Source organism: Cedecea neteri (assembly GCF_000758325.1).
GTDB lineage: Bacteria > Pseudomonadota > Gammaproteobacteria > Enterobacterales > Enterobacteriaceae > Cedecea > Cedecea neteri_B.
The window spans coordinates 1,147,015-1,172,269 of record NZ_CP009459.1 but is presented as its reverse complement, the minus strand read 5'-3'; the positions used below and the strand labels follow the sequence as shown (position 1 = coordinate 1,172,269).

The 25,255-nt window shown below is 49.0% G+C and carries 27 protein-coding genes; 11 read left to right on the top strand and 16 right to left on the bottom strand.

All coding sequences use genetic code 11. The annotated features are described in order from the left end of the window. Window positions 1-53: 53 nt before the first annotated feature. On the bottom strand, window positions 54-305 hold the full coding sequence (gene grxC / locus LH86_RS05520; protein WP_008457480.1) for a glutaredoxin 3: 252 nt from the start codon (window positions 303-305) through the stop codon (window positions 54-56). Window positions 306-326: 21 nt separating this feature from the next. After that, window positions 327-758, bottom strand: coding sequence for a rhodanese-like domain-containing protein (locus LH86_RS05515; RefSeq protein WP_039299143.1), 432 nt, complete (start codon window positions 756-758; stop codon window positions 327-329). A gap of 247 nt (window positions 759-1,005) precedes the next feature. Between LH86_RS05515 and gpmM the strand changes: the two genes are divergently transcribed. From gpmM to LH86_RS05500, 3 genes are read left to right on the top strand one after another with little or no spacing between them, the layout of a single operon-like run. Then, a complete protein-coding gene (gene gpmM, locus LH86_RS05510) occupies window positions 1,006-2,553 on the top strand; it encodes a 2,3-bisphosphoglycerate-independent phosphoglycerate mutase (protein WP_039299141.1) in 1,548 nt (515 codons plus the stop codon). A gap of 9 nt (window positions 2,554-2,562) precedes the next feature. Beyond that, window positions 2,563-3,825 (top strand): murein hydrolase activator EnvC, encoded by a 1,263-nt coding sequence (gene envC / locus LH86_RS05505; RefSeq protein WP_039299139.1) that lies wholly within the window; start codon window positions 2,563-2,565, stop codon window positions 3,823-3,825. A 48-nt stretch (window positions 3,826-3,873) separates the two neighbouring features. Next, on the top strand, window positions 3,874-4,764 hold the full coding sequence (locus LH86_RS05500) for a divergent polysaccharide deacetylase family protein (RefSeq protein ID WP_231562727.1): 891 nt from the start codon (window positions 3,874-3,876) through the stop codon (window positions 4,762-4,764). Window positions 4,765-4,803: 39 nt separating this feature from the next. On the opposite strand, the gene tdh is transcribed toward LH86_RS05500, so the two are convergent. Continuing rightward, on the bottom strand, window positions 4,804-5,829 hold the full coding sequence (tdh, locus tag LH86_RS05495; RefSeq protein WP_008457475.1) for an L-threonine 3-dehydrogenase: 1,026 nt from the start codon (window positions 5,827-5,829) through the stop codon (window positions 4,804-4,806). A 10-nt stretch (window positions 5,830-5,839) separates the two neighbouring features. Beyond that, window positions 5,840-7,036 (bottom strand): glycine C-acetyltransferase, encoded by a 1,197-nt coding sequence (gene kbl / locus LH86_RS05490; RefSeq protein ID WP_039299134.1) that lies wholly within the window; start codon window positions 7,034-7,036, stop codon window positions 5,840-5,842. Window positions 7,037-7,251: 215 nt separating this feature from the next. Between kbl and rfaD the strand changes: the two genes are divergently transcribed. From rfaD to rfaC, 3 genes are read left to right on the top strand one after another with little or no spacing between them, the layout of a single operon-like run. Further along, window positions 7,252-8,184 (top strand): ADP-glyceromanno-heptose 6-epimerase, encoded by a 933-nt coding sequence (rfaD, locus tag LH86_RS05485; protein WP_039299133.1) that lies wholly within the window; start codon window positions 7,252-7,254, stop codon window positions 8,182-8,184. Between the two features lie 16 nt (window positions 8,185-8,200). Then, the gene (rfaF, locus tag LH86_RS05480) at window positions 8,201-9,250 is read left to right on the top strand and encodes an ADP-heptose--LPS heptosyltransferase RfaF (RefSeq protein ID WP_039299131.1); all 1,050 of its coding nucleotides are present in this window, start codon (window positions 8,201-8,203) and stop codon (window positions 9,248-9,250) included. Next, window positions 9,250-10,215 carry a lipopolysaccharide heptosyltransferase RfaC gene (gene rfaC, locus LH86_RS05475; protein ID WP_039299129.1) on the top strand — a complete coding sequence of 322 codons (966 nt, stop codon included), beginning with the start codon at window positions 9,250-9,252 and terminating at the stop codon, window positions 10,213-10,215. The genes rfaF and rfaC overlap by 1 nt, the downstream gene beginning before the upstream one ends. A 39-nt stretch (window positions 10,216-10,254) precedes the next feature. On the opposite strand, the gene LH86_RS05470 is transcribed toward rfaC, so the two are convergent. The 6 genes from LH86_RS05470 to rfaQ form a co-directional block, all read right to left on the bottom strand. Then, complete coding sequence (locus LH86_RS05470; protein WP_231562720.1) at window positions 10,255-11,202, bottom strand: glycosyltransferase family 9 protein; 948 nt, start codon at window positions 11,200-11,202, stop codon at window positions 10,255-10,257. Window positions 11,203-11,435: 233 nt separating this feature from the next. Beyond that, a complete protein-coding gene (locus LH86_RS05465) occupies window positions 11,436-12,455 on the bottom strand; it encodes a glycosyltransferase family 9 protein (RefSeq protein ID WP_039299125.1) in 1,020 nt (339 codons plus the stop codon). Then, window positions 12,452-13,690: an O-antigen ligase family protein gene (locus LH86_RS05460; RefSeq protein ID WP_231562719.1), complete on the bottom strand. Its 1,239-nt coding sequence runs from the start codon at window positions 13,688-13,690 to the stop codon at window positions 12,452-12,454. Before LH86_RS05460 ends, LH86_RS05465 begins: the two co-directional genes overlap by 4 nt. A gap of 234 nt (window positions 13,691-13,924) precedes the next feature. After that, window positions 13,925-14,722, bottom strand: coding sequence for a lipopolysaccharide core heptose(I) kinase RfaP (gene rfaP / locus LH86_RS05455; protein WP_039299119.1), 798 nt, complete (start codon window positions 14,720-14,722; stop codon window positions 13,925-13,927). Continuing rightward, window positions 14,715-15,839: a glycosyltransferase family 4 protein gene (locus LH86_RS05450; protein WP_039299116.1), complete on the bottom strand. Its 1,125-nt coding sequence runs from the start codon at window positions 15,837-15,839 to the stop codon at window positions 14,715-14,717. The genes rfaP and LH86_RS05450 overlap by 8 nt, the downstream gene beginning before the upstream one ends. An 11-nt stretch (window positions 15,840-15,850) precedes the next feature. Then, a complete protein-coding gene (rfaQ, locus tag LH86_RS05445) occupies window positions 15,851-16,903 on the bottom strand; it encodes a lipopolysaccharide core heptosyltransferase RfaQ (RefSeq protein ID WP_039305943.1) in 1,053 nt (350 codons plus the stop codon). Window positions 16,904-17,294: 391 nt separating this feature from the next. On the opposite strand from rfaQ, the gene waaA reads away from it, so the two are divergent. Together waaA and coaD are read left to right on the top strand one after the other, a co-directional pair. Beyond that, entirely contained in the window at window positions 17,295-18,572 is a 1,278-nt protein-coding gene (gene waaA, locus LH86_RS05440) for a lipid IV(A) 3-deoxy-D-manno-octulosonic acid transferase (RefSeq protein WP_039299113.1), read from the top strand. 8 nt (window positions 18,573-18,580) lie between these two features. Continuing rightward, window positions 18,581-19,060 carry a pantetheine-phosphate adenylyltransferase gene (coaD, locus tag LH86_RS05435; protein ID WP_039299110.1) on the top strand — a complete coding sequence of 160 codons (480 nt, stop codon included), beginning with the start codon at window positions 18,581-18,583 and terminating at the stop codon, window positions 19,058-19,060. On the opposite strand, the gene mutM is transcribed toward coaD, so the two are convergent. The 4 genes from mutM to radC form a co-directional block, all read right to left on the bottom strand. Beyond that, window positions 19,061-19,870 carry a bifunctional DNA-formamidopyrimidine glycosylase/DNA-(apurinic or apyrimidinic site) lyase gene (mutM, locus tag LH86_RS05430; protein ID WP_039299107.1) on the bottom strand — a complete coding sequence of 270 codons (810 nt, stop codon included), beginning with the start codon at window positions 19,868-19,870 and terminating at the stop codon, window positions 19,061-19,063. A gap of 68 nt (window positions 19,871-19,938) precedes the next feature. Continuing rightward, on the bottom strand, window positions 19,939-20,106 hold the full coding sequence (gene rpmG, locus LH86_RS05425; protein WP_002436700.1) for a 50S ribosomal protein L33: 168 nt from the start codon (window positions 20,104-20,106) through the stop codon (window positions 19,939-19,941). 20 nt (window positions 20,107-20,126) lie between these two features. Continuing rightward, window positions 20,127-20,363, bottom strand: a complete 237-nt coding sequence (gene rpmB / locus LH86_RS05420; protein ID WP_008457442.1) for a 50S ribosomal protein L28 — start codon at window positions 20,361-20,363, stop codon at window positions 20,127-20,129. 214 nt (window positions 20,364-20,577) lie between these two features. Then, window positions 20,578-21,255 carry a RadC family protein gene (radC, locus tag LH86_RS05415; protein ID WP_039299105.1) on the bottom strand — a complete coding sequence of 226 codons (678 nt, stop codon included), beginning with the start codon at window positions 21,253-21,255 and terminating at the stop codon, window positions 20,578-20,580. A gap of 165 nt (window positions 21,256-21,420) precedes the next feature. On the opposite strand from radC, the gene coaBC reads away from it, so the two are divergent. From coaBC to slmA, 3 genes are all read left to right on the top strand, one after another. Continuing rightward, window positions 21,421-22,632: a bifunctional phosphopantothenoylcysteine decarboxylase/phosphopantothenate--cysteine ligase CoaBC gene (coaBC, locus tag LH86_RS05410; RefSeq protein WP_156107060.1), complete on the top strand. Its 1,212-nt coding sequence runs from the start codon at window positions 21,421-21,423 to the stop codon at window positions 22,630-22,632. Continuing rightward, window positions 22,610-23,068: a dUTP diphosphatase gene (gene dut / locus LH86_RS05405; RefSeq protein ID WP_034808728.1), complete on the top strand. Its 459-nt coding sequence runs from the start codon at window positions 22,610-22,612 to the stop codon at window positions 23,066-23,068. Before coaBC ends, dut begins: the two co-directional genes overlap by 23 nt. A gap of 120 nt (window positions 23,069-23,188) precedes the next feature. Further along, window positions 23,189-23,785 carry a nucleoid occlusion factor SlmA gene (gene slmA, locus LH86_RS05400; RefSeq protein ID WP_039289144.1) on the top strand — a complete coding sequence of 199 codons (597 nt, stop codon included), beginning with the start codon at window positions 23,189-23,191 and terminating at the stop codon, window positions 23,783-23,785. 35 nt (window positions 23,786-23,820) lie between these two features. On the opposite strand, the gene pyrE is transcribed toward slmA, so the two are convergent. Both pyrE and rph read right to left on the bottom strand, forming a co-directional pair. Continuing rightward, window positions 23,821-24,462: an orotate phosphoribosyltransferase gene (pyrE, locus tag LH86_RS05395; RefSeq protein WP_008457428.1), complete on the bottom strand. Its 642-nt coding sequence runs from the start codon at window positions 24,460-24,462 to the stop codon at window positions 23,821-23,823. 65 nt (window positions 24,463-24,527) lie between these two features. After that, complete coding sequence (rph, locus tag LH86_RS05390; RefSeq protein ID WP_008457427.1) at window positions 24,528-25,244, bottom strand: ribonuclease PH; 717 nt, start codon at window positions 25,242-25,244, stop codon at window positions 24,528-24,530. Between the last annotated feature and the right edge of the window lie 11 nt (window positions 25,245-25,255).

The window sequence follows — 25,255 nt, the reverse complement described above, 5'->3', positions numbered from 1 at the left end:
TAACCCTTAAATTTAAACGTCCTTACTCTGCGATACACGGCAGACAAACCGCACTAGCTCAGCAGGGGATCGAGTCCACCACGCGCGTCCAGTGCGTACAAGTCATCGCAACCGCCAATGTGCTGTGCGTCAATAAAAATCTGCGGTACCGTGGTGCGACCACTGCGTTTGATCATCTCTTCCCGCTTAGCGGCATCACCATCAATAGGCAATTCCTGGAACGCCACGCCTTTTTCGTTCAGCAGGGCTTTTGCGCGGTGGCAAAAAGGACAAGTCGCTTTGGTATAGATCTCAATATTCGCCATGGTTTACCTCAGTTTTCCAGATTATTTACCGCGAACCAGCGGCAGGTTTTCCCCGCTCCAGCCGGCAATACCTTCTTTTAGCAGCGCAACCTGCTCAAAACCAGCCTTGTGCAACAAAGCCGCTGATTCTTGTGAAGAAACACCGTTAGCGCATACCACAATAATGGGCTTCGTTTTGTGTTTTTCAAGTTCACCCAAGTTGCCGCTTTTGATTTCAGTTGGCAGCACGTTCAGTGAATTTGCAATGTGGCCTTTACGGAAGTCGTCGCGCTGGCGTATATCAACCACCACCGCATCTTCTTTGTTAATTAAGCGAGTGGCTTCACCACGAGTGATCACTTTGACTTTAGAAGCCAGGCCTTTAAAGGTCATGAAAAGTACCGCGGCCAGCAGGCCAACCCACGCCAGACTAAGTATGGGGTGGCGACCTACGAATTGCATAATTTCTTGCATGGGGGGTAATAACTCCCGACTAAGTAATGATGAGAAAACCAGGTGGGGAGTATACCTTCGCGTTGTGGCAATTACAGCCAGTCTGAATAATGTTATGTGGATTCTGCGGGCTGTTACGGAAAAAAAGAACCAGACTGATGAAATCCGATCGCCATCCAACCTCTTTCTTTGATCTTCTGCGGCTATTCGCCCGGATCGGCTGTAGTAAAATTACGCAAATTTTGTCTTAGACTCAGAGGTTGTTGCAATGTCGGTTACTAAAAAACCTATGGTCCTGGTTATTCTCGATGGCTATGGCCACCGCGAAGAGCAGCAGGATAACGCGATTCTTAATGCTAAAACGCCGGTGATGGATAGCCTGTGGGCCCAGCGTCCGCATACCCTGATCAACGCATCAGGCCTGGAAGTGGGCCTGCCTGATGGGCAAATGGGTAATTCCGAAGTGGGCCACGTCAACCTCGGTGCTGGCCGCATCGTCTACCAGGATCTGACTCGCCTGGACGTTGAAATTAAAGAACGTGCTTTCTTTGCTAATCCAGTTCTGACCGGTGCGGTAGACAAAGCCGTTGCCGCCGGTAAAGCGGTACATATCATGGGCCTGGTTTCCCCTGGCGGCGTTCACAGCCATGAAGACCATATTCTGGCGATGATCGAGCTGGCGGCCGAGCGAGGCGCTGAAGCTATTTATCTGCATGCTTTCCTTGATGGCCGTGACACGCCGCCACGCAGCGCAGAATCTTCCCTGAAGAAATTTGCCGACAAGTTCGCTGAGCTGGGCAAAGGCCGCGTTGCCACCCTGATTGGCCGTTACTACGCCATGGACCGCGACAACCGCTGGGATCGTGTTGAGCTGGCTTACGACCTGATGACTCAGGCCAAAGGCGAATTCCAGGCAGACAATGCGGTTGCCGGTCTGGAAGCAGCTTACACTCGCGACGAAAACGATGAATTCGTTAAGCCAACCGTGATTCGCGCCGCAGGCGAAGCCGAATCTGCTATGAATGACGGCGATGCATTGATCTTCATGAACTTCCGCGCTGACCGTGCCCGCCAGATCACTCGCGCCTTTGTTAACGCCGATTTCGACGGTTTTAGCCGCAAAAAAGTAGTGCAGTTTGGCGACTTCGTGATGCTGACTGAATATGCCGCAGACATTAAAACGGCCTGCGCTTACCCACCTGCTTCGCTGACCAATACCTTCGGGGAGTGGATGGCGAAACACAATAAAACCCAGCTGCGCATCTCCGAAACCGAGAAATACGCTCACGTGACCTTCTTCTACAACGGCGGCGTTGAAGAGCCGTTCGCGGGTGAAGACCGCGTCCTGGTGAATTCTCCGAAAGTGGCGACCTACGATCTGCAGCCTGAAATGAGCTCTGCTGAACTGACCGATAAGCTGCTGAGCGCCATCAACAGCGGCAAATACGACACCATCATCTGCAACTATCCGAACGGTGACATGGTCGGCCATACCGGCGTTTATGATGCTGCGATTTCCGCCGTTGAAGCCCTCGACAACTGCGTCGCTCAGGTGGTTAAAGCCGTTGAGGCCGTTGGCGGTCAGCTGTTGATCACTGCAGACCACGGCAACGCAGAGCAAATGCGCGACCCGGCTACCGGCCAGGCCCATACCGCGCACACCAGCCTGCCGGTTCCGCTGATCTACGTAGGTGAGAAAAACCTGAAAGCTGTCGCTGGCGGCAAGCTTTCTGACATCGCGCCAACCATGTTGAGCCTGATGGGAATGGAAATCCCGCACGAGATGACTGGCAAGCCGCTGTTCATCGTGGAATAATCCCTCCCCATGAGGGGAAAGGCGATTTTTTCAAAGACATGGGCTGTGAAGCCCGTTATCTACGCCAGCGTGTTCAGCGCTGGCGTCTTGTTATGGCCTTTTTCCAGCCATGCTGACGACAAACAGCAGCTGCAATCCATCCAACAGGATATCGCCGCCAAAGAACGTGCGGTGCGTCAGCAGCAGCAGCAACGCTCCGTTTTACTCGCTCAGCTAAAAGCGCAGGAAGAAGCAATTTCTGCGGCCAGCCGCAAGCTGCGTGAAACCCAGAACACTCTCGCGGATTTAAACAATCAAATCGCGACGCTGAACAACTCCCTCGCCAAACTGCAAAAACAACAGGCAACCCAGGAACGTAACCTGGCTGCCCAGCTGGATGCGGCGTTTCGTCAGGGCCAGCATACCGGCATTCAGCTGATTCTTAGCGGCGAAGAAAGCCAGCGTGGCCAGCGGCTACAGGCCTATTTCGGCTACCTTAACGCTGCACGCCAGCAGACTATCGAAGAGTTAAAACAGACCAAAGCGGAAGCCGCACAGCAAAAAATCGAGCTGGAAAGTAAGCAAAGCGAACAGCAAACCTTGCTGTACGACCAGCAGGCGCAGCAGGCCAAGCTGGAGAGCGCCCGCAACGAACGTAAAAAGACGCTGGCAGGCCTGGAATCCTCCATTCAGCAGGATCAGCAGAAGCTGAGTGAAATGCGCCAGAACCAGGCGCGCTTACAAAATCAGATAGCCCGTGCAGAAGCCGCAGCAAAAGCTCGAGCCGAGCGTGAGGCACGCGAAGCAGAGCAGGTTCGCAATAAACAGCAGGAAGCCTCCAACAAAGGCACAACCTACAAGCCAACCGAAAGCGAGCGTTCATTGATGTCGAGAACAGGTGGCCTGGGTGCGCCACGTGGGCAGGCATACTGGCCGGTTCGCGGTTCGTTACTGCATCGCTATGGCGAACAGCTGCAAGGTGAACTACGTTGGAAAGGTATCGTTATTGCGGCTTCGGAAGGCACGGAAGTTAAAGCCATTGCCGACGGACGCGTGATCCTTGCCGACTGGCTTCAGGGCTATGGTCTTGTTGTCGTCATTGAACACGGTAAGGGCGATATGAGTCTCTACGGCTACAACCAGAGCGCGTTAGTCAGCGTCGGCACCCAGGTACGTGCCGGGCAACCTATTGCGCTGGTCGGTAGCAGTGGCGGTCAGGGCCGTCCGTCACTCTATTTCGAAATTCGTCGCCAGGGCCAGGCAGTGAATCCACAACCGTGGTTGGGAAGATAAGTTTTGCCTCAGTTCCGCACCGTTTTTTTCGCCGCCGCCAGCGGGCTAATGCTGGCCACCTCCGCATGGGCCGGTAAGCTCTCAATAGTCATTGATGACTTTGGCTATCGCCCTCAGCAGGAAAACCTGGTGCTGGCCCTGCCGACTAACGTCTCCGTCGCCGTGCTTCCCAACGCGCCACACGCTCGCGAAATGGCCACCAAAGCCCATAACGCCGGGCATGAAGTTCTGATCCATCTGCCGATGGCACCACTCAGCAAACAACCGCTAGAGAAAGATACGCTCCGCCCGGACATGAGCAGCGGCGAAATCGAGAGAATTATCCGCGACGCGGTGAACAAAGTCCCTTATGCCGTTGGGATGAATAACCATATGGGCAGCGCAATGACCTCCAGCCTGTTCGGCATGCAAAAGGTGATGCAGTCGCTGGAGCAGTACAATCTCTATTTCCTGGACAGCATGACCATCGGTAACAGCCAGGCCACGCGCGCCGCGGCAGGCACTCGTGTCAAAGTGATTAAACGGAAAGTGTTCCTCGACGATACTCAGAACGAGGCGGATATTCGCTTTCAGTTCAATCGCGCTATCCAGCTTGCTCGCAAAACGGGGTCAGCGATCGCCATTGGTCATCCTCACCCTTCAACCGTTCGCGTTCTCCAGCAAATGGTGTACAACCTGCCACCGGACATCACGCTGGTGCGTCCAAGCAGCCTGCTTAATGAACCGCAGGTAGATACCTCAACGCCGAATAATACTCAGCCAGGCAAACAGCCGCCGCCGCGTAACCCGTTCCGTGGCGTGAAGGTGTGTAAACCGAAGCAGCCTCTCGAACCGGTGTACGCTACCGCCTACTTTAAAGTCATCAGTGAAAGTATTGCCGAGAGCGCGCTGGTGAAATATCTCCAGCATCAGTGGCAGGGTTGGGACAAACAGGCCTGATTGAAAAACCAGAGGGCGCGATGCCCTCTGGCTTAATGATTAATCCCAGCTCAGGATAACTTTGCCGGACTGCCCGGAACGCATCGCGTCAAAGCCTTTCTGGAACTCATCTATAGAGAAGCGGTGGGTGATAATCGGGGACAGATCCAGGCCAGACTGAATCAGGGCGGCCATCTTGTACCAGGTTTCAAACATCTCTCGCCCATAGATACCTTTAATAAACAATCCTTTAAAGATAACTTTGGTCCAGTCGATAGACATATCTGACGGCGGGATCCCCAGCATCGCAATACGGCCACCGTGGTTCATGGTATCCAGCATTGTGCGGAATGCTGGAGGCGCCCCGGACATCTCCAGGCCCACGTCAAATCCTTCGGTCATCCCCAGCTCGCTCATTACGTCCTGCAAGCTTTCTTTGCTGACGTTAACCGCACGGGTAATACCCATTTCGCGCGCCAGCTCAAGACGGTATTCGTTCACGTCGGTAATCACCACGTTACGCGCGCCGACATGCTTCGCTACTGCCGCCGCCATGATCCCGATAGGGCCCGCACCGGAGACCAGCACATCTTCGCCCACCAGGTCGAACGAAAGTGCCGTGTGCACTGCGTTACCGAACGGGTCGAAGATGGAAGCCAGGTCGTCTGAGATATTGTCCGGGATCTTGAACGCATTAAACGCCGGGATAACCAAATACTCAGCAAAACAGCCAGGGCGGTTCACACCCACGCCGGTAGTGTTACGACACAGGTGGGTACGCCCGCCGCGGCAGTTACGGCAGTGCCCACAGGTGATATGCCCTTCGCCGGAAACGCGGTCGCCAATCTTGAAGCCTTTCACTTCCTGGCCAATGCCGACCACTTCACCCACGTATTCGTGGCCTACAACCATAGGAACAGGAATAGTTTTTTGCGACCATTCGTCCCAGTTGTAAATATGGACGTCGGTCCCGCAAATCGCCGTTTTACGAATTTTGATCAGCAGATCGTTATGACCCATTTCCGGCTTGGGAGCATCCGTCATCCAGATGCCTTCTTCCGCCTTCAGTTTTGCTAATGCTTTCATGACCGCTCCCTTAAGCGATAACGCCTAATTGCTTACCGATGCGCGTAAACGCATCTACCGCACGTTCGATTTGCTCAGGGGTATGCGCCGCCGACATTTGGGTGCGAATACGCGCCTGACCTTTTGGCACCACCGGATAGAAGAAACCGGTGACATAAATACCTTCTTTTTGCAGCTCGCGCGCAAAGTTTTGCGCCACAACCGCTTCACCAAGCATCACTGGAATAATCGCGTGATCGGCACCAGCAAGCGTAAACCCGGCAGCGCTCATTTTTTCACGGAACAGACGTGCGTTGGACCACAGACGCTCACGCAGCTCTGCACCTGACTCCAGCATTTCCAGGACCTTGATAGAGGCGGAAACGATGGCTGGTGCGAGTGAATTCGAGAACAGGTAAGGACGGGAACGCTGGCGAAGCCATTCGATAACTTCTTTGCGACCAGCGGTGTAGCCACCTGAAGCACCACCCAGCGCTTTACCCAGCGTGCCGGTAATAATATCAACCCGGTCCATAACATCGCAGTATTCGTGCGTACCGCGCCCATTGGCACCTACAAAGCCCACAGCGTGGGAGTCATCGACCATAACCAGCGCATTGTACTTATCCGCCAGGTCACAAACGCCCTGCAGGTTGGCAATCACGCCGTCCATTGAGAACACGCCGTCGGTGGCGATCATCACGTGGCGAGCACCCGCAGCGCGAGCCTCTTTCAGACGAGCTTCCAGCTCCTGCATATCGTTGTTGGCATAGCGATAACGCTGGGCTTTGCACAGGCGAACCCCGTCAATAATTGAAGCATGGTTTAACGCATCAGAAATGATGGCGTCTTCCGGCCCAAGCAGCGTCTCAAACAGGCCGCCATTGGCGTCGAAGCAGGAGGAGTAGAGAATCGCATCGTCCGTTCCCAGGAAATCGGCCAGCTTGCTTTCCAGCTGTTTGTGGCTGTCCTGAGTACCACAAATGAAGCGGACCGAAGCCATACCAAAACCGTGTTTATCCATCCCCTGTTTAGCCGCTTCAATCAGCTGCGGATGGTTAGCGAGGCCCAGATAGTTGTTGGCGCAGAAGTTAATAACGTGGCTACCGTCCGCGACGGTGATGTCCGCCTGCTGGGCGGAGGTGATAATACGCTCTTCTTTAAATAACCCTTCCGCACGAGCCGTCTCGAGCTGGGAGGTCAACTGCTTGTAAAAATCTTCGCGCATCGCGATTCTCCAGGCATGGCAAATTTCGGCATATATTACCCAAACCTATACCAGGAGACGAGATTACGCTTCAGGGAATATGATTTTTGCAGGATAAATCACGAGGGTGAAAAACTTCCGCTCATTAGGCGGGTCTTTAATTGTAATGGTATGATAAGAGCCATTAGCGCATCAGGTCTATGGCCTGAAAGCTCCACTTTTTAAAGGTTAAACTTATGATTATCGTTACTGGCGGCGCCGGCATGATCGGCAGCAACATTGTTAAGTCACTGAATGAGCAAGGCTACCGCGATATCCTGGTAGTGGATAACCTCAAAGACGGGACTAAATTTGTTAACCTGGTTGATCTGGACATCGCCGACTACATGGATAAGGAAGACTTCCTGATCCAAATTATGGCCGGGGAAGACTTCGGTGATATCGACGCCATCTTCCATGAAGGTGCCTGCTCCTCCACCACCGAGTGGGACGGCAAGTACATGATGGACAACAACTATCAGTACTCTAAAGAAATTCTGCACTACTGCCTGGAGCGTGAAATTCCGTTCCTCTACGCCTCTTCCGCCGCGACCTACGGTGGACGCAATAAAGACTTCATCGAATCACGCGAATATGAACAGCCGCTGAACGTATATGGTTACTCAAAATTCCTGTTTGATGAATATGTGCGCCAAATCCTGCCAGAAGCGAACTCTCAGGTGACCGGCTTCCGCTACTTTAACGTCTACGGGCCGCGTGAAGGCCACAAAGGCAGCATGGCGAGCGTCGCCTTCCACCTCAACACCCAATTGAATAACGGTGAAAATCCTAAACTCTTTGAAGGCAGTGACGGCTTCAAGCGTGACTTCATCTATGTGGGTGATGTGGCCGCCGTTAACCTCTGGTTCTGGGAAAATGGTGTTTCCGGTATTTTCAACTGCGGTACCGGCCGTGCGGAATCCTTCCAGGCCGTGGCAGATGCAGCGCTGGCGTATCACAACAAAGGCAGCATCGAGTACATTCCTTTCCCGGAAAAGCTAAAAGGTCGCTATCAGGCTTATACTGAAGCCGACTTAACCAATCTGCGCGCTGCGGGTTACGACAAGCCGTTCAAAACCGTTGCCCAAGGGGTTGCGGAATACATGAAATGGTTAAATCGCGACGCATAAGCTGCACAGGAAAAGCATGAAAATTCTGGTGATTGGCCCGTCATGGGTGGGCGACATGATGATGTCGCAAAGTCTCTATCGCACGCTCAAGGCGCGTTATCCCCAGGCGATCATTGATGTGATGGCACCCGCGTGGTGCCGTCCGCTATTATCACGTATGCAGGAAGTGAACGAGGCGATCGCTATGCCGCTAGGTCACGGGGCGCTGCAAATCGCAGAACGCCGCCGTCTGGGTCATAGCCTTCGGGATAAGCGCTATGATCGTGCTTACGTCCTGCCCAATTCCTTTAAGTCCGCACTAGTTCCTTTTTTTGCCAACATTCCTCATCGCACGGGTTGGCTGGGCGAATTGCGTTACGGCCTGCTGAATGACAGCCGCAAGCTGGACAAACAAGCCTGGCCTTTAATGATAGAACGCTACGTCGCTTTAGGTTACGACAAGGGCGTAATGCAGTCGGCGAAAGATCTCCCACAGCCACTCCTTTGGCCTCAACTTCATGTCAGTGAAGGTGAGAAAACACAGGCCTGCGCTGCCTTTAATCTCGAGTCACAGCGTCCGATGATAGGTTTCTGCCCCGGAGCAGAGTTCGGCCCGGCAAAGCGTTGGCCGCACTATCATTACGCCGCGCTCGCAGCAAAACTCATTGATGCTGGCTATCAGGTTGTGCTCTTCGGCTCTGCCAAGGATAAGGACGCTGGTAAAGATATTCTTGCTGCCCTCACCACTGAGCAGCAGGCATGGTGCCGTAACCTTGCCGGGGATACCCAGCTTGAACAGGCCGTGATATTGCTTGCCGCTTGCGAGGGCGTGGTCACCAATGATTCCGGCCTGATGCATGTTGCAGCCGCACTCGACCGTCCGCTGGTGGCACTTTACGGCCCAAGCAGTCCAGACTTCACGCCACCGCTTTCCCATAAAGCGAAGGTTATTCGCCTGATCAGCGGCTACCATAAAGTGCGTAAAGGCGATGCCGCTGAGGGCTATCATCAAAGCCTGATCGATATCACGCCCGAGAGCGTGCTGGTTGTATTGACTGAACTGTTAACCCGCAGCAAGGAAGACTGATGCGTGTTCTTCTCGTTAAAACATCTTCGATGGGTGATGTTCTTCACTCTCTTCCTGCGCTTACGGACGCGATGCATGCCATTCCGGGTATCAAGTTCGATTGGGTTGTTGAAGAAGGCTTTGCCCAGATCCCGAGCTGGCATCCGGCCGTGGATAAAGTATTCCCGGTGGCGATCCGTCGCTGGCGTAAAAGCTGGTTTGCTTCTAAAACACGCGCTGAACGAGAAGTGTTCTATAAGGAGCTGAAGGCCAGAGAATATGACTGCATTATCGATGCTCAGGGGCTGGTAAAAAGTGCCGCGCTGGTCACTCGCAAGGCGCATGGCATAAAGCACGGCATGGATTGGCACAGCGCACGTGAGCCACTGGCCAGCCTGTTCTACAACGTTAGACACAGCGTGGCTAAGCAGCAACACGCGGTTGAGCGCGTGCGTGAGCTTTTTGCTAAGAGCCTGGGATATCCCCAATCAGAGCGGCAGGGTGATTATGCAATCGCATCCCATTTTCTGAACTCTCTGAAGGCGAATAATGGCCAATATGCCGTATTCTTACATGCGACGACACGAGATGATAAACACTGGCCAGAAACTCACTGGCGTGAGCTGATTAGCCTGCTGAAGGGTTCAGGGGTTCGCATTAAGCTTCCGTGGGGAGCACCGCATGAAGAAGCAAGGGCAAAGCGGCTGGCAGAAGGGTTTGATTTTGTTGACGTCTTACCGAAAATGACGCTTGAAGAAGTGGCTAAAGTATTGGCGGGGGCAAAATATGTGGTTTCCGTTGATACAGGATTAAGCCATCTTACCGCCGCATTAGACCGCCCGAATGTAACGCTTTACGGACCGACAGATCCGGGGCTGATTGGGGGGTATGGGAAAAATCAGGAGGTGTGTAACGCCCCTGACGACAAGATGTCAAAACTCTCCTCAAGAGAAGTACTAGAAAAAATTAAGAACACATTCAAATAAACACCCCGAATGCCTGTGCAACATCAGGGTGTCTAGTCTTTATACTTTCTGACTAAAATAGACTGTGATTCGGCTGAGTACTTCATCACAGCTAATTTTCTCTAACGCCGACTTATACTTCAACTCATCCAGAGCGGTATAGGCTTTATAAATAACTGAATGTAATTGTGGATCCTGGAAAGGTCCATACAGGTATGGGGAGGTAATAACAAACATACTCACGGTAGGTATCTGCATCGCCACCGCAAGGTGCATAGGCCCGGTGTCAGAAGTCACCAACAGATCCATATTTTTAACTTCCTGAATTAATTCTTTCAGCGACGTTTCGCCAATTAAAGGTTTTACTCTGTTATGGAAGCCAGGATCCAGATTTTGCATGAATTCATCTTGCAAAGGGCGTTCATTTGGGGCGCCTATAAGCACAATTCTCACATCAGGAGAAGTAAAGAGTTGGCTTGCAAGTGTGACAAATCGCTGAACAGGCCAACATTTTTTATAGGATGAAGCCCCCATCTGGAAACCAATCCACCTATAGCTAGCGTCATTTTCACTAAGGGTCTTTTCAACCGGAAAGGGAAGACGCATCCTGTTATCAGGATTTGTGTCTAACAGCGGAGAAATTAATTCCAACTTCCGCTGAATGGTATGCCCTACGAATTTACTAATATGATTCGTCGCCCATTTGCTGACTAGCGGTAAGTCTTGTTTATCATTATCTACGAAAATAAACTTCGTGCCTGACAATATAGCACTTAAGAAATCATATGGCGTATGCGAATGGAGAATAACGGTTAATTCTGGGGAGCCATGCTTTTTAATTTCCTTTACTAACTGAAAAAGCGTAGTAAATTTATTATCCCAACTGATTAAATTATCCCACTCTGTTCCTTCTTTAAGAAAACTATACATTTTCTTATTACACACTAAGGTAATATTTGCAGAAGGAAATCTTTTCCTAATCTCATGAATAGCAGGGGAATTCATCATAAAATCCCCAAGAGCGGTAGAAGAGTATATTAGTATATTAGTAAAATCGCTCTTATCATCGAGTTCAAATACACGTCGGCTTGAATACAGGTTCTTTTGACGAGTGTAAATAATTAGGAAAAAATTAACCAGCCATAGCTGGATCCTTTTCCTTAATGCTCTAATCATTAAGCAATACCCATTTAAATTATTCTAAAACAGAATGAGATACCATTGCCTTATCAGGCATGGTTTTATGACTCTTTCACGCGCTCACGTAATGTAACAAAGCGATTTATCACATCATCGACACTGATGTTTCTGACATCATAATCTCTGCCCTGCAACATTTCGAATGGAACACCCCACGGTGTCCACAGCCATTCAGCCCTATTGCCAAACAATGCAACGATAGGTTTTTTCACACCTGCAGCAATATGCAATGCTCCGCCATCACTCGTGACAATCTGGTCGCATAACGTCATTCCGGCCATTAACTCACGTACGTTTTTTGTTTTTACCGCAATAATGGAAAGATCGGCACATTGCTCAAGAATAAAGTCAGCTTTCTCATCATCACCAGGATGCTGTTGATTATCAGATTTTCCTGGTGACCAAAACAGAAGAATATGGCAAGACTCTCTTTCCGCTAATCTACGAGCAAATTCGACAAAAAGCTCTTTTGGCCACTGCTGTTCGATTCTACGAGAACTAATCTGTAATCCATAAACTGGCAGATGATCTTCAGGAAAGTTTATTTTTGACTTTATCGCATTAACTTCTTCTTCCGTGACATACAACTCTAATGGACCCGGTGCCGATGTACATCCAAGAGGGGTACCCAGCATGGCCAATAAGTTAACTAAATGAAGCTTCTCTTCCGTTTCTGGAATTGCATCAGTGATGCTATCTGGACAATTATTACCTATCGCGATAACTCTTTTCGCTCCAGACAACTTAGCCCACAATAATGGACGTTTATCCCACCGCTCTTTCGCAATGATCGCAACATCATATTTCTCACGGCGTAAGTTAATCATTGTTTTCAGTCTTTGGAAGAGAACATTTATTTTTGACGTCCCCTCCTTACGATGATGAAGCTTACTGTATAAAAAAACCTTTTCCACATTGGGATTATGCTCAAGAATAGATTCATTATAAGTATTAACTAATAAACCCACCTTACAACCAAGGTCTTTTGCAAGCGTAGAAATGAGTGGTGTTGTTAATATCAAATCACCGATATTATCCCTACGAATAATTAATACTTTCATTTTTCATCTCGAGAAATTTTTGGAGTAAAAATCAAACCAAGCATCAGTCCAGTCAGAGCCAAATTTTGTTCAAGGAAATGATCTCGCATCATATTATCCACACCAGAACGGAATAAGAAGCTCACCGTAAATAATGAAAGATACAAACCAATAATATTTGACTCACGTGAAAACTTTCGCCATCCAATCAGGATCATAGAAAAAACAAAAGCTAGCCAAATAATTAGTCCGATAATACCATTCTGAAGCGAAACATCGATTAACCCATAATGACTGTTGGATTGTTTAATAATTGGATCATTAAATTCTTTTTGTAAGAGCACTAAGAAGGCATCTTTACGCGGGCCGCTACCAAATGGATTTTCTTTAATTAACTCAATTCCCTGATGGAAGAAAGATGCTCGACAACTATTCGAATCATCCATAATGCGTCCATCTTTATCCTGCATCAGTGGACCCTCAAAACCATTATAACAGCGGCTATGCATATCTACGCTCCAGCCGGCCACCATATCCATCCTCAGGGTTTTCCAACGACTGTCCTGATGCCATGACGTGTAACCTATAACGCCAACGGTGATAACTATTAATACGAATGCTGAAAGCAGCTTAGGTAGGTTTTTTTTACTCAATTCTTTTAACGCAATAAAACAGCAAATAGAAATTGTGCTACCAATCATCCCGACAGTCCCCCAGCGGGTTTTAATGATAGCTGAGCAAATAAAACACAAAATAATAGCAGTGGCAATTAACCAAGTTTTAAATATTAGAAACTGACGATGAAGGAATACCCTGCAAGCTATTTCGGCCAACAGCAAACCTGTCACAAGATTGATCTGGAAGCTCATTTCAGTACGTGTTGGAACAATCCATGTTTCTCCCCACAAAAGCTCACCAGTCTTGAAGAAATAATATAAAAATTGTAGTAACTGAATAAAAACTATAATCAATGAAAAAAGTATAACATATGAGAATAGCCTGTTTTTGTTTAAACCCTTAAAGTGAAAACTACAAATTGGAAACAAATACAGCCCAACAAAGAACAACAACCCAGCTCGTAAATACTGTCCTTGCCAACTTCTGACCATTTCTATGAGATCAGGTGCAACAAATAATCCGTTGAGTAATGTAAATACCAAAAAGGAAATAAGTAAATAGAGACCATATTTTCCGCTCGGGTCTAATTCATATCGAATATATTTTTTCTTACAATATAAAAATAGCGTAAGGATCACACTGAGATAAATTATAAAATTCCTGTTTGCAGGCAGGATATTACTTTGGATAGGCCAAATAAAGCATAGAATCAAGAATGACAAAAGCAATACACATACAGTATATTTATTCTTATAACACTGTACACTAGCACTTGAGAACATATAAGCCCTATAAATTAAAAATTCAACTAGTGATGTAAAAATCTAACCTCACCATTTAAACTGTAGATTTTTCATCATCAAAAACTGACATTACAAAGATTTACGCACAGTACGCTCTGCAATATGCTTAGCTTTCTCAGATGCCTGGCGAATAAATGAATGTTCTCTTTTCAAGATTTCTCTCAAACTACTATTGAAATAAACCTTTAAGAATCTATATACATCGCGATCAGTTATATTAATTTTTGACGATGAAAAATACAGACCAATTAAATCTTTATTGCGCCAACGCAAAGGTACTTTTTTTCTTATTTGTGCCCGATGTAAATCTATGATAGATATTTTCAAATTCTCTGCATTAGCACCAAGGGGTGAATGTAAAAGGAAATGACAGAGGTAACAGTCCCGGTGATTGACTCCGCCCAAATGCATCTTGCGAACCATCTCAGCAATACGCTGTATTAGTTGGATTTTAATACCTAAACGAGGAGGGTTATCACTCCAACTATCACAATAATCTTCCAGACTCACCGTTGGCGTCAGTGCTTCAGTAATAATAAATGATGTTTTTTTAACAGGATTCCATCCCATCTCACCGTAGGCAACACCCTGCATAGTGTCGACGCCCAACTCAGCCAGGCGATGTATTGCTTTCCATTCCCTATCAGCACCAAGAACGGGTAAGCGAAAAGAAAGTAAATTCTTAAAGACCTCATGGTAAGTCGTACCAGAGTGCCATTTAAGAAAATATTCTTTTTCCTCACAGACAAAACGCAGTGTACGGCGGGTCTCTAATTCACGAAAAACTTCGCCTTGAAGCTTTTTCACCTCAACAAATGGATTTTTTCCCTGCCACAGCGTGGCAAACGGCTCTTTTAATTCAACCATCAATTTTACCTGTGATTATATCTGCTACACGCTCTGGTAAGCTAAAAAGGTCTTGAGTATCAGTGTAATGCCTTGCATTTTTTCTCCATGCTTCCCGAAGAGAGGAGTCAGACAGCGCTTTATACATTGCCTGATTCAGGACATCCTGCTGGAAGGGCTCACTGCACACCACACCACACTGTGCTGAAGCAATATAATGTGCATAACCACAACATTCGGTCACCAATACAGGTAAACCAGCGGCAATCGCTTCTACCAATACAATTCCGGCAGCTTCTTGTTTGGCGGGATGAATTAATAGATCTGCCGCTGTCATTAAACCGGCAACATCATCACGGCCGGCGAAGAAATGTACGTTAGCTGTTACCCCTAATTTTTCGGCTAACGCGGCAAATGCACGGGGTTCATCCTGGCCAACAACAAATAAACTGGTTTGCTTACGTATTTCTTCAGGCAGTGCTGCAAGTGCTATTATAGACCGATCGACACCTTTTCTTGAGAAATCAGATCCTACCTGCAGCACCAAAAAACAGTCATCGGCTATGCCATTTTTTTCGCGATAAATACTTCTGCTATTATTTTCCTGATTACTGTATTTTCTATCCGGATAAACACCCGGCGGGAGATGCTGAAAACGCTCTGACTCGGTATTATAAAAGCGTTTAAAATCACTTATTTGATTACCGGTAAGCATAAGCAGTTTTGTTTTTCCGCCCCGATGAAACACAGCATTCTCAAATTGAGAGTAATGTTTATATCGCCCAGTCAGACGATAAAAGAAACCTTTTTCTTTTGCGACTTTTGCAACATAACAAATATCCGCAGCATAATAATAATCCAGCCCAGGCATTTTATTGAAACCAAGAACACAATCTACAGGATGCCGGGATAAATGCGCTAATACCCATTCTGAATACTGCTTATCACGTTTATGATTTGAATATGCTGAAACAGGGACATCAACATATTCAAAGTCAGGGGAACGTTCTCCTTGCCACGAGCGAGTATAAACTCTAACGTGATGCCCACGATTCGCAATAGTTGAGGCGATTCGCATAAAATCACGCTGCAATCCACCATAAGGAAAATATTTATAAAGACAAATTGCAATGACCATAATAAATTTCCCTATACGTGAATATATTCGCCATTTAAAACCTGATTCGCAGCATTAATGACATCTTCCACTGGAATAACCGAAAGATACTTTTTACTACGATCGAGATTATCTCTTGAAGGCATGGCCTGATAGTTTCCAGCCCAAAGCAAAATCATGTTATTAGTCCAAGGACGCCATGCAATATGATCTGTTGCCCCAAATAAGCATATAATGGGCGTATTCACAGCCGCCGCAATGTGCATAGGCGCAGAGTCGACACCGATGAATAAAGCAGCATGTTGAATCAGAGCTGCCAATTCAGGAAATGTTGTTTTACCTGCCAACGCTGTCACGGGAGTTATTTTGCATTCAGTAGCGATATCATGAATACAATCCAAATCTTCATTACCAGGCCCGGAAGTCAAAACAACTGAGTAACCACGATCGTGAATATGGTCAATTAACTGACTAAACTTAATGTTATCCCAACATTTAAAGATCTGTCTTGCTGTAGGCTGAATAACAATGTATCGCTGCGTGACATCAAGCTTATTCAATTGATCCTGAATATTATCCCAGTCAGCTTTTTTATAATGCATTGAAAGCTCAGTAACATAGTCCTTAATTCCCAAAGGAGCTAGCACAGACAAATTCCGCTCAACAACATGATCGCCAACAACTGGAACGAGATGAGTAAAACTATTTACCCAGAAAGCCTTTTGGCGATGCGGAAAATCGTGAGAAAGCTTTATACCTGCAGGAAGGAAACGAACTAATAAAGCAATTAACCATTGATCGGTTAAATTTATCACTAAATCATATTTATTTTTACGTAAAATTTTTAACAAGTGATAAAAATTATGTACCTTATTTCTTAATGATTCTTTTTTCTTACTAACACCCAGCAGCGTATTTATTTCTGAGTTTTCTGACAAAATTGGTTTTGTATCATCATACAGTAACACATCAATTTTAGCGTCGGGGTAGTTACGTTTTACCGTACTGATTACTGGCGTTGTCAGCAACATGTCCCCATGAAATCGCATTTTAATGATCAAGACATTTTTGAATCGCTTTTCCACAAGAGGCTCTTTTGGTATGAGGTTCAGAAATTGTTTAAACAAAAAAGCACGCTACCGCCCCAGGCTCTACAGCTACCTGTTCACTGACAACGTGTCCATTTTCGTGCGTAGTGTATCACTTATCGCTACCCATGCCGAAGGATACACACAACAGCATAAATCAATGATAAATAATATAATTAAATCAATCCTCACTTATTCAGCCCAACTATCACTTCACTTTTGACTCTCGCACTATTCACCAGTTCAAAAACTTAGCTGCAATACATACTTTACGTATCGTCGACTGAAGGTATCCATCCGGTTTTCGCCCAAAACCCGCAAAAGTAATGGCAAAGCTCAGGTTAAATACATAGAATCCCCAGCACATTCATAATGCCAGCCGTATCCTATGCTCCAATTGCTTTACACCATACTGCTTTACCTCATACAGCCACTCATTTGGCTGCGATTGTGGGTGCGCGGTCGTAAAGCCCCGGCATACCGCAAACGCATTGGCGAGCGCTACGGCTTCTATAAAAAGCCGCTCAAACCAGGTGGCATTATGTTGCATTCGGTTTCCGTTGGGGAAACGCTAGCCGCCATCCCTCTGGTTCGCGCGCTTCGCCACCGCTATCCAGAATTGCCGATTACAGTTACGACAATGACGCCAACCGGCTCAGAAAGGGTCATGTCCGCTTTCGGAGAAGACGTCCAGCACGTCTATCTGCCATACGACTTGCCCTGCGCATTAAATCGCTTCCTTGATAAAGTCGATCCAAAACTGGTGCTTATCATGGAAACCGAACTTTGGCCAAACCTGATAGCCGCGCTGCACAAACGCTATATCCCGTTAGTGATTGCCAATGCCAGACTTTCTGCTCGCTCGGCAAAGGGCTACGCAAAACTTGGTGATTTTGTCCGAACGCTGCTGCAGCGCATTACGCTGATCGCCGCACAGAACGAAGAAGACGGTGAACGCTTCATCTCACTAGGTGCAAAACGAAGCCAATTGACGGTCACCGGGAGCCTTAAATTTGATATCTCCGTGACACCGCAGCTTGCTGCTCGTGCCGTGACGCTTCGCCGGCAGTGGGCACCGCACCGCCCGGTCTGGATAGCCACCAGCACGCACGAAGGTGAAGAAAGCATCGTAGTGCAGGCTCATCAATCGCTTTTAAAGCAGTTTCCTAATTTATTGCTGATCCTTGTACCACGCCACCCGGAACGCTTCCCTGATGCCATTAACCTTGTCAGAAATGCCGGATTAAGCTACATCACTCGCTCTTCCGGAGAGGTGCCGTCTTCCAGTACGCAGGTCGTCATTGGCGATACTATGGGTGAATTGATGTTGCTGTACGGAATTGCCGATCTGGCTTTTGTTGGCGGCTCTTTAGTTGAGCGAGGTGGCCATAATCCCCTCGAACCAGCCGCACACGCTATTCCAGTATTAATGGGTCCACATACCTTCAACTTCAAAGATATCTGCGCGCGCCTGTCGCAGGCAGACGGCCTAATCACCGTGACGGACGAGCAATCATTAGTAAAAGAGATTGCGTCTTTGCTCACAGATGAGGATTATCGTAACTTCTACGGGCGCCATGCTGTGGAAGTGCTTTATCAGAATCAGGGTGCATTACAGCGCCTGTTACAGCTACTGGAACCTTATCTCCCCCCTAAAACACACTAAGGTCAGATATGCAAAAGCGGGCAATCTATCCGGGGACTTTCGATCCCATCACCAACGGCCATATTGATATTGTTACCCGTGCAGCCAGTATGTTTGACCAGGTGATACTTGCCATTGCAGCAAGCCCCAGCAAGAACGCTTTGTTTACGCTGGATGAACGCGTTGCGCTGGCACAGCAGGCGCTGGCGCATTTACCCAACGTTCAGGTTCTCGGTTTCAGCGATTTGATGGCAAGCTTTGCACGTACCCAGCAGGCAAACGTGTTGGTGCGTGGGTTGCGTACCGCGGCTGATTTTGAATATGAAATGCAGTTGGCCCACATGAACCGCCATCTCATGCCTGAACTGGAAAGTGTATTTCTGATGCCATCTAAAGAGTGGTCGTTTGTCTCTTCTTCTCTGGTCAAAGAAGTGGCGCGCCATCACGGAGATGTCGCTCACTTCCTGCCAGAGCATGTCTGCAACGCACTTATCGAAAGGCTTAAATAACTATCGCTGGCAGTGACGACAATAGTAAGTGCTTCGCTGGGCGTGCTTAGCGGCGGCAATCGGTGTACCACATACCCTGCAAGGCTCTCCTTCCTGGCCGTATACCTGCAGTTCCTGAGCAAAATAGCCTGGTTTGCCATCGGACTGAAGGAAGTCTTTTAAGGTGGTTCCACCTTGCTCTATTGAGCGTTGCAATACCGCCTTGATCGCTGCGACCAGAGTTTCAGACTCTTTTTTTGATAGCGACTGCGCGCTGCGGTCAGGATGGATCCCCGCCGCGAACAAAGATTCACTGGCATAGATATTCCCTACCCCAACAACCAGTTTGTTATCCATCAGCCAGGGCTTAATAGCCGTTTTCTTTTTGGCCGATTTTTCACGCAGGTATTCCGCACTGAATGCATCGCTCAAGGGCTCCGGGCCAAGATGAGACAATACATTGCTACCCTCAAGCTCTTTGACCCACAGCCAGGCACCAAAACGACGAGGATCGGTATAGCGCAGTACTTTGCCGTTACTCATGATCAGATCGACATGATCGTGCTTTTCCGCAGGAAGCTCTTCTGCGAGGATCCTCAGACTGCCGGACATCCCCAGATGAATGATGATCCAGCCATCCGGCAGCTCCAGCAGTAAATACTTTGCTCGCCGCTGCACGCTCAACACGGGCTTATCGCTCAGAGCATGTATTTCATCAGAAACCGGCCAGCGCAGCCGGGCATTGCGCACAACAGCATACAGGATGGTTTCACCCACCAGGTGCGGCTCAATACCGCGACGACTGGTTTCTACCTCTGGTAATTCAGGCATCTCTCCTCCGGGAAGCAGGCATAAAAAAACCCGGCCTGAGCCGGGTTTCTTCAACAAAGTTACCAGAATTATTTAATTTTGGCTTCTTTGTATACAACGTGCTGACGGACAACTGGATCGAACTTTTTCAGTTCCAGTTTTTCCGGCTTAGTACGTTTGTTCTTCGTGGTGGTATAGAAGTGACCAGTACCAGCAGAAGAAACCAGCTTGATTTTCTCACGAATACCTTTAGCCATGATTTATTTCCTCTAAGTACTTAGTACTTTTCGCCACGGGCACGCAGTTCGGACAGAACTGTATCGATGCCTTTCTTATCGATTACACGCATACCTTTAGCAGATACACGCAGGGTGACAAAACGCTTCTCGCTCTCAACCCAGAAACGGTGAGAGTGCAGGTTCGGCAGGAAACGGCGTTTAGTCGCGTTCAGTGCGTGGGAACGGTTATTACCGGTCGCCGGACGCTTGCCAGTAACTTGGCAGACTCGGGACATGTCTATTCTCCAAAAATCAAATTAGCTCGAGCTTCGTATAGGGTTAGGCGCCTCGTCAGGCTGCAAGCCTGGTCCCTGGCGGTTCAATGTGAACCACAGTGCCAGGCGCATAATGCCAAACCCGAGATTCTCAAAGGTGGCGTAGTATACGCTGTGTGAGGCATGTGCTCAAGTCCCGAACAGACAAAGATCCCAATGGATCGCGCCTGATGGCTTAAATCCACCCTCGTTCAGCGAAAGAAACGTATTCTCCGTGACCAATAACCAGATGATCAAGCACTCGAATTTCCATAAACAGGCAAACTTTCACGATGCGTTCCGTAATAGCCCGGTCTGCTTTACTGGGTTCGGCCTTACCTGATGGGTGGTTGTGCGCCAGTATAATGGCACCGGCGTTGCATTTCATCGCTTCGCGGACAATTTCTCTCGGATGAACTTCAACGTGGCTTAACGTTCCGGCGAACAAACGCTCACATTTAATCACCTGGTGCTGATTATTCAAAAACAGCACCATAAAGATTTCACGCTGTTCGGTCGTCAACTGGCTCTGAACGTACTCCCGCACCTTCCCTGGCGTAAGCAAAGAGAGTTCTTTGACACCCTGAGACGAGTAATAACGCCTCGCCAGCTCGGCAATCGCGTTGAGTTGGGTGTATTTTGCTTCACCAATCCCCTTCACGTTCTTGAAATGGGAATAGTCTGCCGACAACAAGCGGTGCAGGGAACCAAACTCACGTAATAGCATGTTGGCGAAAACAAGAACGTGCATTCCCTGGTGGCCCGTGCGCAAAAAGAGTGCCAACAGCTCAGTGTCCGTGAGAGAACCAACGCCAAATTGCAGCAGTTTTTCCCTGGGTAAATATGCGTTTTCAATCTCATTATCCCTGTCCATCACACCTCTCCATCTCTTAACCCTCCCATAATGCGGCCTTTTTTATTATCAGGCGATGAGTGGGTTTTGGTCTTGCGTAGCGCCTCGCAAACTGCAAAAAGGCGCATGTCAGGGATTGTGATAAAATGGCCATTCGACTGTGACTTCCAACGGATAAAAATCATGATGGGACTTTCCGGCAAGAAAATTGTTCTTGGTGTCAGTGGCGGTATTGCTGCCTATAAAACACCTGAGCTGGTTCGTCGTCTGCGCGATCGCGGAGCGGATGTACGAGTGGTAATGACCGAGGCGGCGAAGGCCTTCATCACGCCACTAAGTTTGCAAGCAGTTTCCGGTTATCCGGTGTCCGACAGTTTGCTAGACCCCGCAGCAGAAGCCGCCATGGGCCACATCGAACTCGGCAAATGGGCAGATTTAGTGATACTCGCACCTGCGACAGCAGACCTGATTGCGCGCGTGACTGCGGGCATGGCAAACGACCTGGTCAGCACTATCTGCCTGGCAACAGCCGCCCCGGTTGCCGTTGTTCCGGCAATGAACCAACAAATGTTCCGCGCGGCAGCTACTCAACATAATTTGGACGTGCTAAGCGCTCGTGGCCTTCTGATTTGGGGCCCGGATAGCGGGAGCCAGGCCTGTGGCGATATTGGACCAGGCCGCATGTTGGATCCGCTAACGCTGGTTGATATGGCCGTTGAACATTTCTCCGTAGTCAAAGATCTGCAACATCTGAACGTCATGATTACCGCCGGCCCAACGCGCGAACGCCTTGATCCCGTCAGGTACATTACAAACGACAGTTCTGGAAAGATGGGGTTTGCTATCGCAGCAGCAGCGGCAGCACGTGGGGCAAACGTCACCTTGATTTCAGGCCCGGTAAATCTGCCCACTCCGGCATGGGTAAACCGCATTGACGTCACTACAGCGCTAGAAATGAACGAGGCGGTCCAAAAACACGTCTCCGGGCAGCATATATTCATTGGCTGTGCCGCCGTTGCCGACTACCGAGCCGCCGTAGTTGCTGACGAGAAAATTAAAAAGCAAGGCGATGAAATTACGCTAAAAATGGTCAAAAACCCGGATGTTGTTGCGGGTGTTGCGGCGCTTTCTGAAGGACGTCCCTATGTTGTAGGGTTTGCCGCCGAAACAAATAATGTGGAAGAATACGCCCGGAAAAAGCGTGCCGCTAAAAACCTGGATCTGATCTGCGCTAATGACGTATCTCAGAATAATCAAGGATTTAATAGCGATAATAACGCATTGCACCTTTTCTGGCAGGAGGGAGACAAAGTCTTACCGCTTGAGCGTAAAGCACTCCTTGGCCACCTTTTACTGGACGAGATCGTTACCCGCTATGATGAAAAAAATCGACGTTAAAATTCTGGACCCGCGAGTTGGTCAGCAATTCCCATTACCAACTTACGCCACCTCCGGCTCTGCCGGTCTTGACCTGCGCGCTTGCCTGGATGACGCCGTAGAACTTGCGCCTGGTGCAACAACGCTGCTGCCAACCGGCCTGGCTATTCACATTGCTGACGCCTCTCTGGCTGCGGTCATCCTGCCTCGTTCCGGTTTGGGCCACAAACACGGCGTTGTGCTGGGTAACCTGGTGGGGCTGATTGATTCCGATTATCAAGGCCAGTTGATGGTTTCTGTCTGGAACCGCGGCCAGGATAGCTTCACCATTCAACCAGGTGAGCGCATTGCGCAGATGGTCTTTGTACCTGTTGTGCAGGCCGAATTTAACCTGGTCGAAGATTTTGACGCCAGCGATCGTGGCGAAGGCGGCTTTGGCCATTCAGGCCGCCAGTAATACCGTTTTATCAACGTAACCCTAGCGCGCAGATAACGTTAAAACAGACCGCAAACCACGCGTTTGCGGGCGCGGTTCGGTGCTTACCTGACAAGGTATTTTTCAGGGGTATTTTAGAACATGGCAGAAAAACAGACCGCGAAAAGGAATCGTCGCGAGGAAATACTTCAGTCTCTGGCCCAGATGCTCGAATCCAGCGACGGCAGTCAACGCATTACGACCGCTAAACTAGCGGCAACCGTTGGCGTGTCCGAAGCCGCACTTTATCGTCATTTTCCCAGCAAAATGAAAATGTTCGATAGCCTGATTGAGTTTATCGAAGATAGCCTGATTACCCGTATTAACCTGATTCTGAAAGATGAAAAAGACACGCTGGCTCGCCTGCGGTTGATCGTACTTTTGGTGTTGGGTTTTGGTGAACGGAACCCGGGTCTGACGCGTATTCTCACCGGGCACGCGCTGATGTTTGAACAGGATCGTCTGCAGGATCGCATCAACCAGCTTTTTGAACGCATTGAGGTTCAGCTCCGCCAGGTTATGCGTGAAAAGAAAATGCGCGAAGGCGAAGGGTTTAGCACCGATGAAGCCTTACTGGCGAGCCAGTTGTTGGCTTTCTGTGAGGGAATGCTGTCACGCTTTGTGAGAAGCGATTTCCGTTATCTGCCCACGGATGATTTTGATACCCGCTGGCCGCTGATTGCCGCTCAGCTTTACTAGTAAAAAGGGCCCACCGGCCCTTTTTACTTTTCGACTTAGACGCCAAACTCTTCGCGATATTTACGCACTGCAGCCAACTTGTCCGCCATTTCTGGTTTCTCTTCCAGATAAGAAATCAGGTCTTTGAGCGTGATGATCGAAATGACTTTGCACTGATAGTCGCGCTCAACTTCCTGAATGGCGGAGATATCCGCACGGCCACGCTCCTGGCGGTCGAGTGAAATAAGCACCCCGGCAAGGCTCGCACCGTTCGCGGCAATGATCTCCATTGACTCACGAATCGCTGTCCCGGCAGTTATCACGTCGTCCACCAGCATAACGCGGCCCTGAAGCGCGCTGCCCACCAAATTACCGCCTTCACCATGATCTTTCGCTTCTTTGCGGTTAAAGCAGTAAGGCACATCGCGTTCGTGATGCTCGGCCAGCGCTACAGCGGTCGTTGTCGCGATAGGAATGCCTTTATAGGCCGGGCCAAAAAGCAGATCAAAATCGATGCCGGAGTCCATCAGAGCAGCGGCATAGAAACGCCCTAATAACGCCAGGTCACGCCCGGTATTAAACAGTCCGGCGTTGAAGAAATAGGGGCTTGTACGCCCGGATTTCAGCGTAAATTCGCCAAACTTGAGTACCTGTTTGTTAAGCGCAAACTCAATAAACTGGCGCTGATACGGTTTCATGGATTTGCTCCTTAGCATTGTGACACGGACATAAAAAAAGCGACTTCTCAGTCGCTTTTAAAAAATTAATTTTCTAACGCCGCCTTCTGCGACGCGATGATGGAATCAATTCCCCCTCGAGCCAACGCCAGGAGCGCCAGGAGCTCTTCGTGGGAGAACGGCTCACCTTCCGCGGTGCCCTGCACCTCAATCATGCGCCCGTCTTCCATCATGACAACATTCATGTCAGTTTCGGCCGCAGAGTCTTCGACATATTCCAGATCGCAGAGAGCTTCACCATTGACGATACCAACGGAAACCGCCGCAACCATCCCTTTCATAGGGTTAGTTTTCAGCTTGCCAGAAGCGACCAGGCCGTTTAACGCATCGGCCAGCGCTACGCAGGCACCGGTGATAGAAGCGGTTCGAGTACCGCCATCGGCCTGCAGAACGTCGCAGTCCAGGGTGATGGTAAATTCACCCAATGCTTTTAGGTCCACCGCTGCGCGTAATGAACGGGCGATAAGACGTTGAATCTCGAGAGTACGGCCACCCTGTTTGCCTTTTGCCGCTTCACGGGCATTGCGGCTATGGGTTGCACGCGGCAGCATGCCGTATTCAGCGGTGATCCAGCCCTGGCCCTGGCCTTTCAGGAAGCGAGGCACGCCTTCTTCAAGGGTCGCGGTGCACAGCACTTTGGTATCACCGAACTCGACAAGCACGGAGCCTTCAGCGTGTTTAGTGTAATGACGGGTCAGGGTAACTGGGCGCACTTGTTCTGCGCTACGACCTGATGGACGCATGGGCTTCTCTC

Bases quoted from the DNA above. Each gene is read 5' to 3' on its own strand.
- rfaP (WP_039299119.1), bottom strand. From the start codon at position 14,722: ATGGTTGAATTAAAAGAGCCGTTTGCCACGCTGTGGCAGGGAAAAAAT.
- rfaF (WP_039299131.1), top strand. From the start codon at position 8,201: ATGAAAATTCTGGTGATTGGCCCGTCATGGGTGGGCGACATGATGATG.
- rph (WP_008457427.1), bottom strand. From the start codon at position 25,244: ATGCGTCCATCAGGTCGTAGCGCAGAACAAGTGCGCCCAGTTACCCTG.
- kbl (WP_039299134.1), bottom strand. From the start codon at position 7,036: ATGCGCGAAGATTTTTACAAGCAGTTGACCTCCCAGCTCGAGACGGCT.
- rpmG (WP_002436700.1), bottom strand. From the start codon at position 20,106: ATGGCTAAAGGTATTCGTGAGAAAATCAAGCTGGTTTCTTCTGCTGGT.
- LH86_RS05465 (WP_039299125.1), bottom strand. From the start codon at position 12,455: ATGAAAGTATTAATTATTCGTAGGGATAATATCGGTGATTTGATATTA.
- slmA (WP_039289144.1), top strand. From the start codon at position 23,189: ATGGCAGAAAAACAGACCGCGAAAAGGAATCGTCGCGAGGAAATACTT.
- dut (WP_034808728.1), top strand. From the start codon at position 22,610: ATGATGAAAAAAATCGACGTTAAAATTCTGGACCCGCGAGTTGGTCAG.
- rfaC (WP_039299129.1), top strand. From the start codon at position 9,250: ATGCGTGTTCTTCTCGTTAAAACATCTTCGATGGGTGATGTTCTTCAC.
- tdh (WP_008457475.1), bottom strand. From the start codon at position 5,829: ATGAAAGCATTAGCAAAACTGAAGGCGGAAGAAGGCATCTGGATGACG.
- coaD (WP_039299110.1), top strand. From the start codon at position 18,581: ATGCAAAAGCGGGCAATCTATCCGGGGACTTTCGATCCCATCACCAAC.
- gpmM (WP_039299141.1), top strand. From the start codon at position 1,006: ATGTCGGTTACTAAAAAACCTATGGTCCTGGTTATTCTCGATGGCTAT.
- rpmB (WP_008457442.1), bottom strand. From the start codon at position 20,363: ATGTCCCGAGTCTGCCAAGTTACTGGCAAGCGTCCGGCGACCGGTAAT.
- radC (WP_039299105.1), bottom strand. From the start codon at position 21,255: ATGGACAGGGATAATGAGATTGAAAACGCATATTTACCCAGGGAAAAA.
- LH86_RS05515 (WP_039299143.1), bottom strand. From the start codon at position 758: ATGCAAGAAATTATGCAATTCGTAGGTCGCCACCCCATACTTAGTCTG.
- LH86_RS05500 (WP_231562727.1), top strand. From the start codon at position 3,874: ATGCTGGCCACCTCCGCATGGGCCGGTAAGCTCTCAATAGTCATTGAT.
- rfaD (WP_039299133.1), top strand. From the start codon at position 7,252: ATGATTATCGTTACTGGCGGCGCCGGCATGATCGGCAGCAACATTGTT.
- waaA (WP_039299113.1), top strand. From the start codon at position 17,295: ATGCTCCAATTGCTTTACACCATACTGCTTTACCTCATACAGCCACTC.
- LH86_RS05470 (WP_231562720.1), bottom strand. From the start codon at position 11,202: ATGATGAATTCCCCTGCTATTCATGAGATTAGGAAAAGATTTCCTTCT.
- coaBC (WP_156107060.1), top strand. From the start codon at position 21,421: ATGGGACTTTCCGGCAAGAAAATTGTTCTTGGTGTCAGTGGCGGTATT.
- pyrE (WP_008457428.1), bottom strand. From the start codon at position 24,462: ATGAAACCGTATCAGCGCCAGTTTATTGAGTTTGCGCTTAACAAACAG.
- LH86_RS05450 (WP_039299116.1), bottom strand. From the start codon at position 15,839: ATGGTCATTGCAATTTGTCTTTATAAATATTTTCCTTATGGTGGATTG.
- grxC (WP_008457480.1), bottom strand. From the start codon at position 305: ATGGCGAATATTGAGATCTATACCAAAGCGACTTGTCCTTTTTGCCAC.
- mutM (WP_039299107.1), bottom strand. From the start codon at position 19,870: ATGCCTGAATTACCAGAGGTAGAAACCAGTCGTCGCGGTATTGAGCCG.
- envC (WP_039299139.1), top strand. From the start codon at position 2,563: ATGAGGGGAAAGGCGATTTTTTCAAAGACATGGGCTGTGAAGCCCGTT.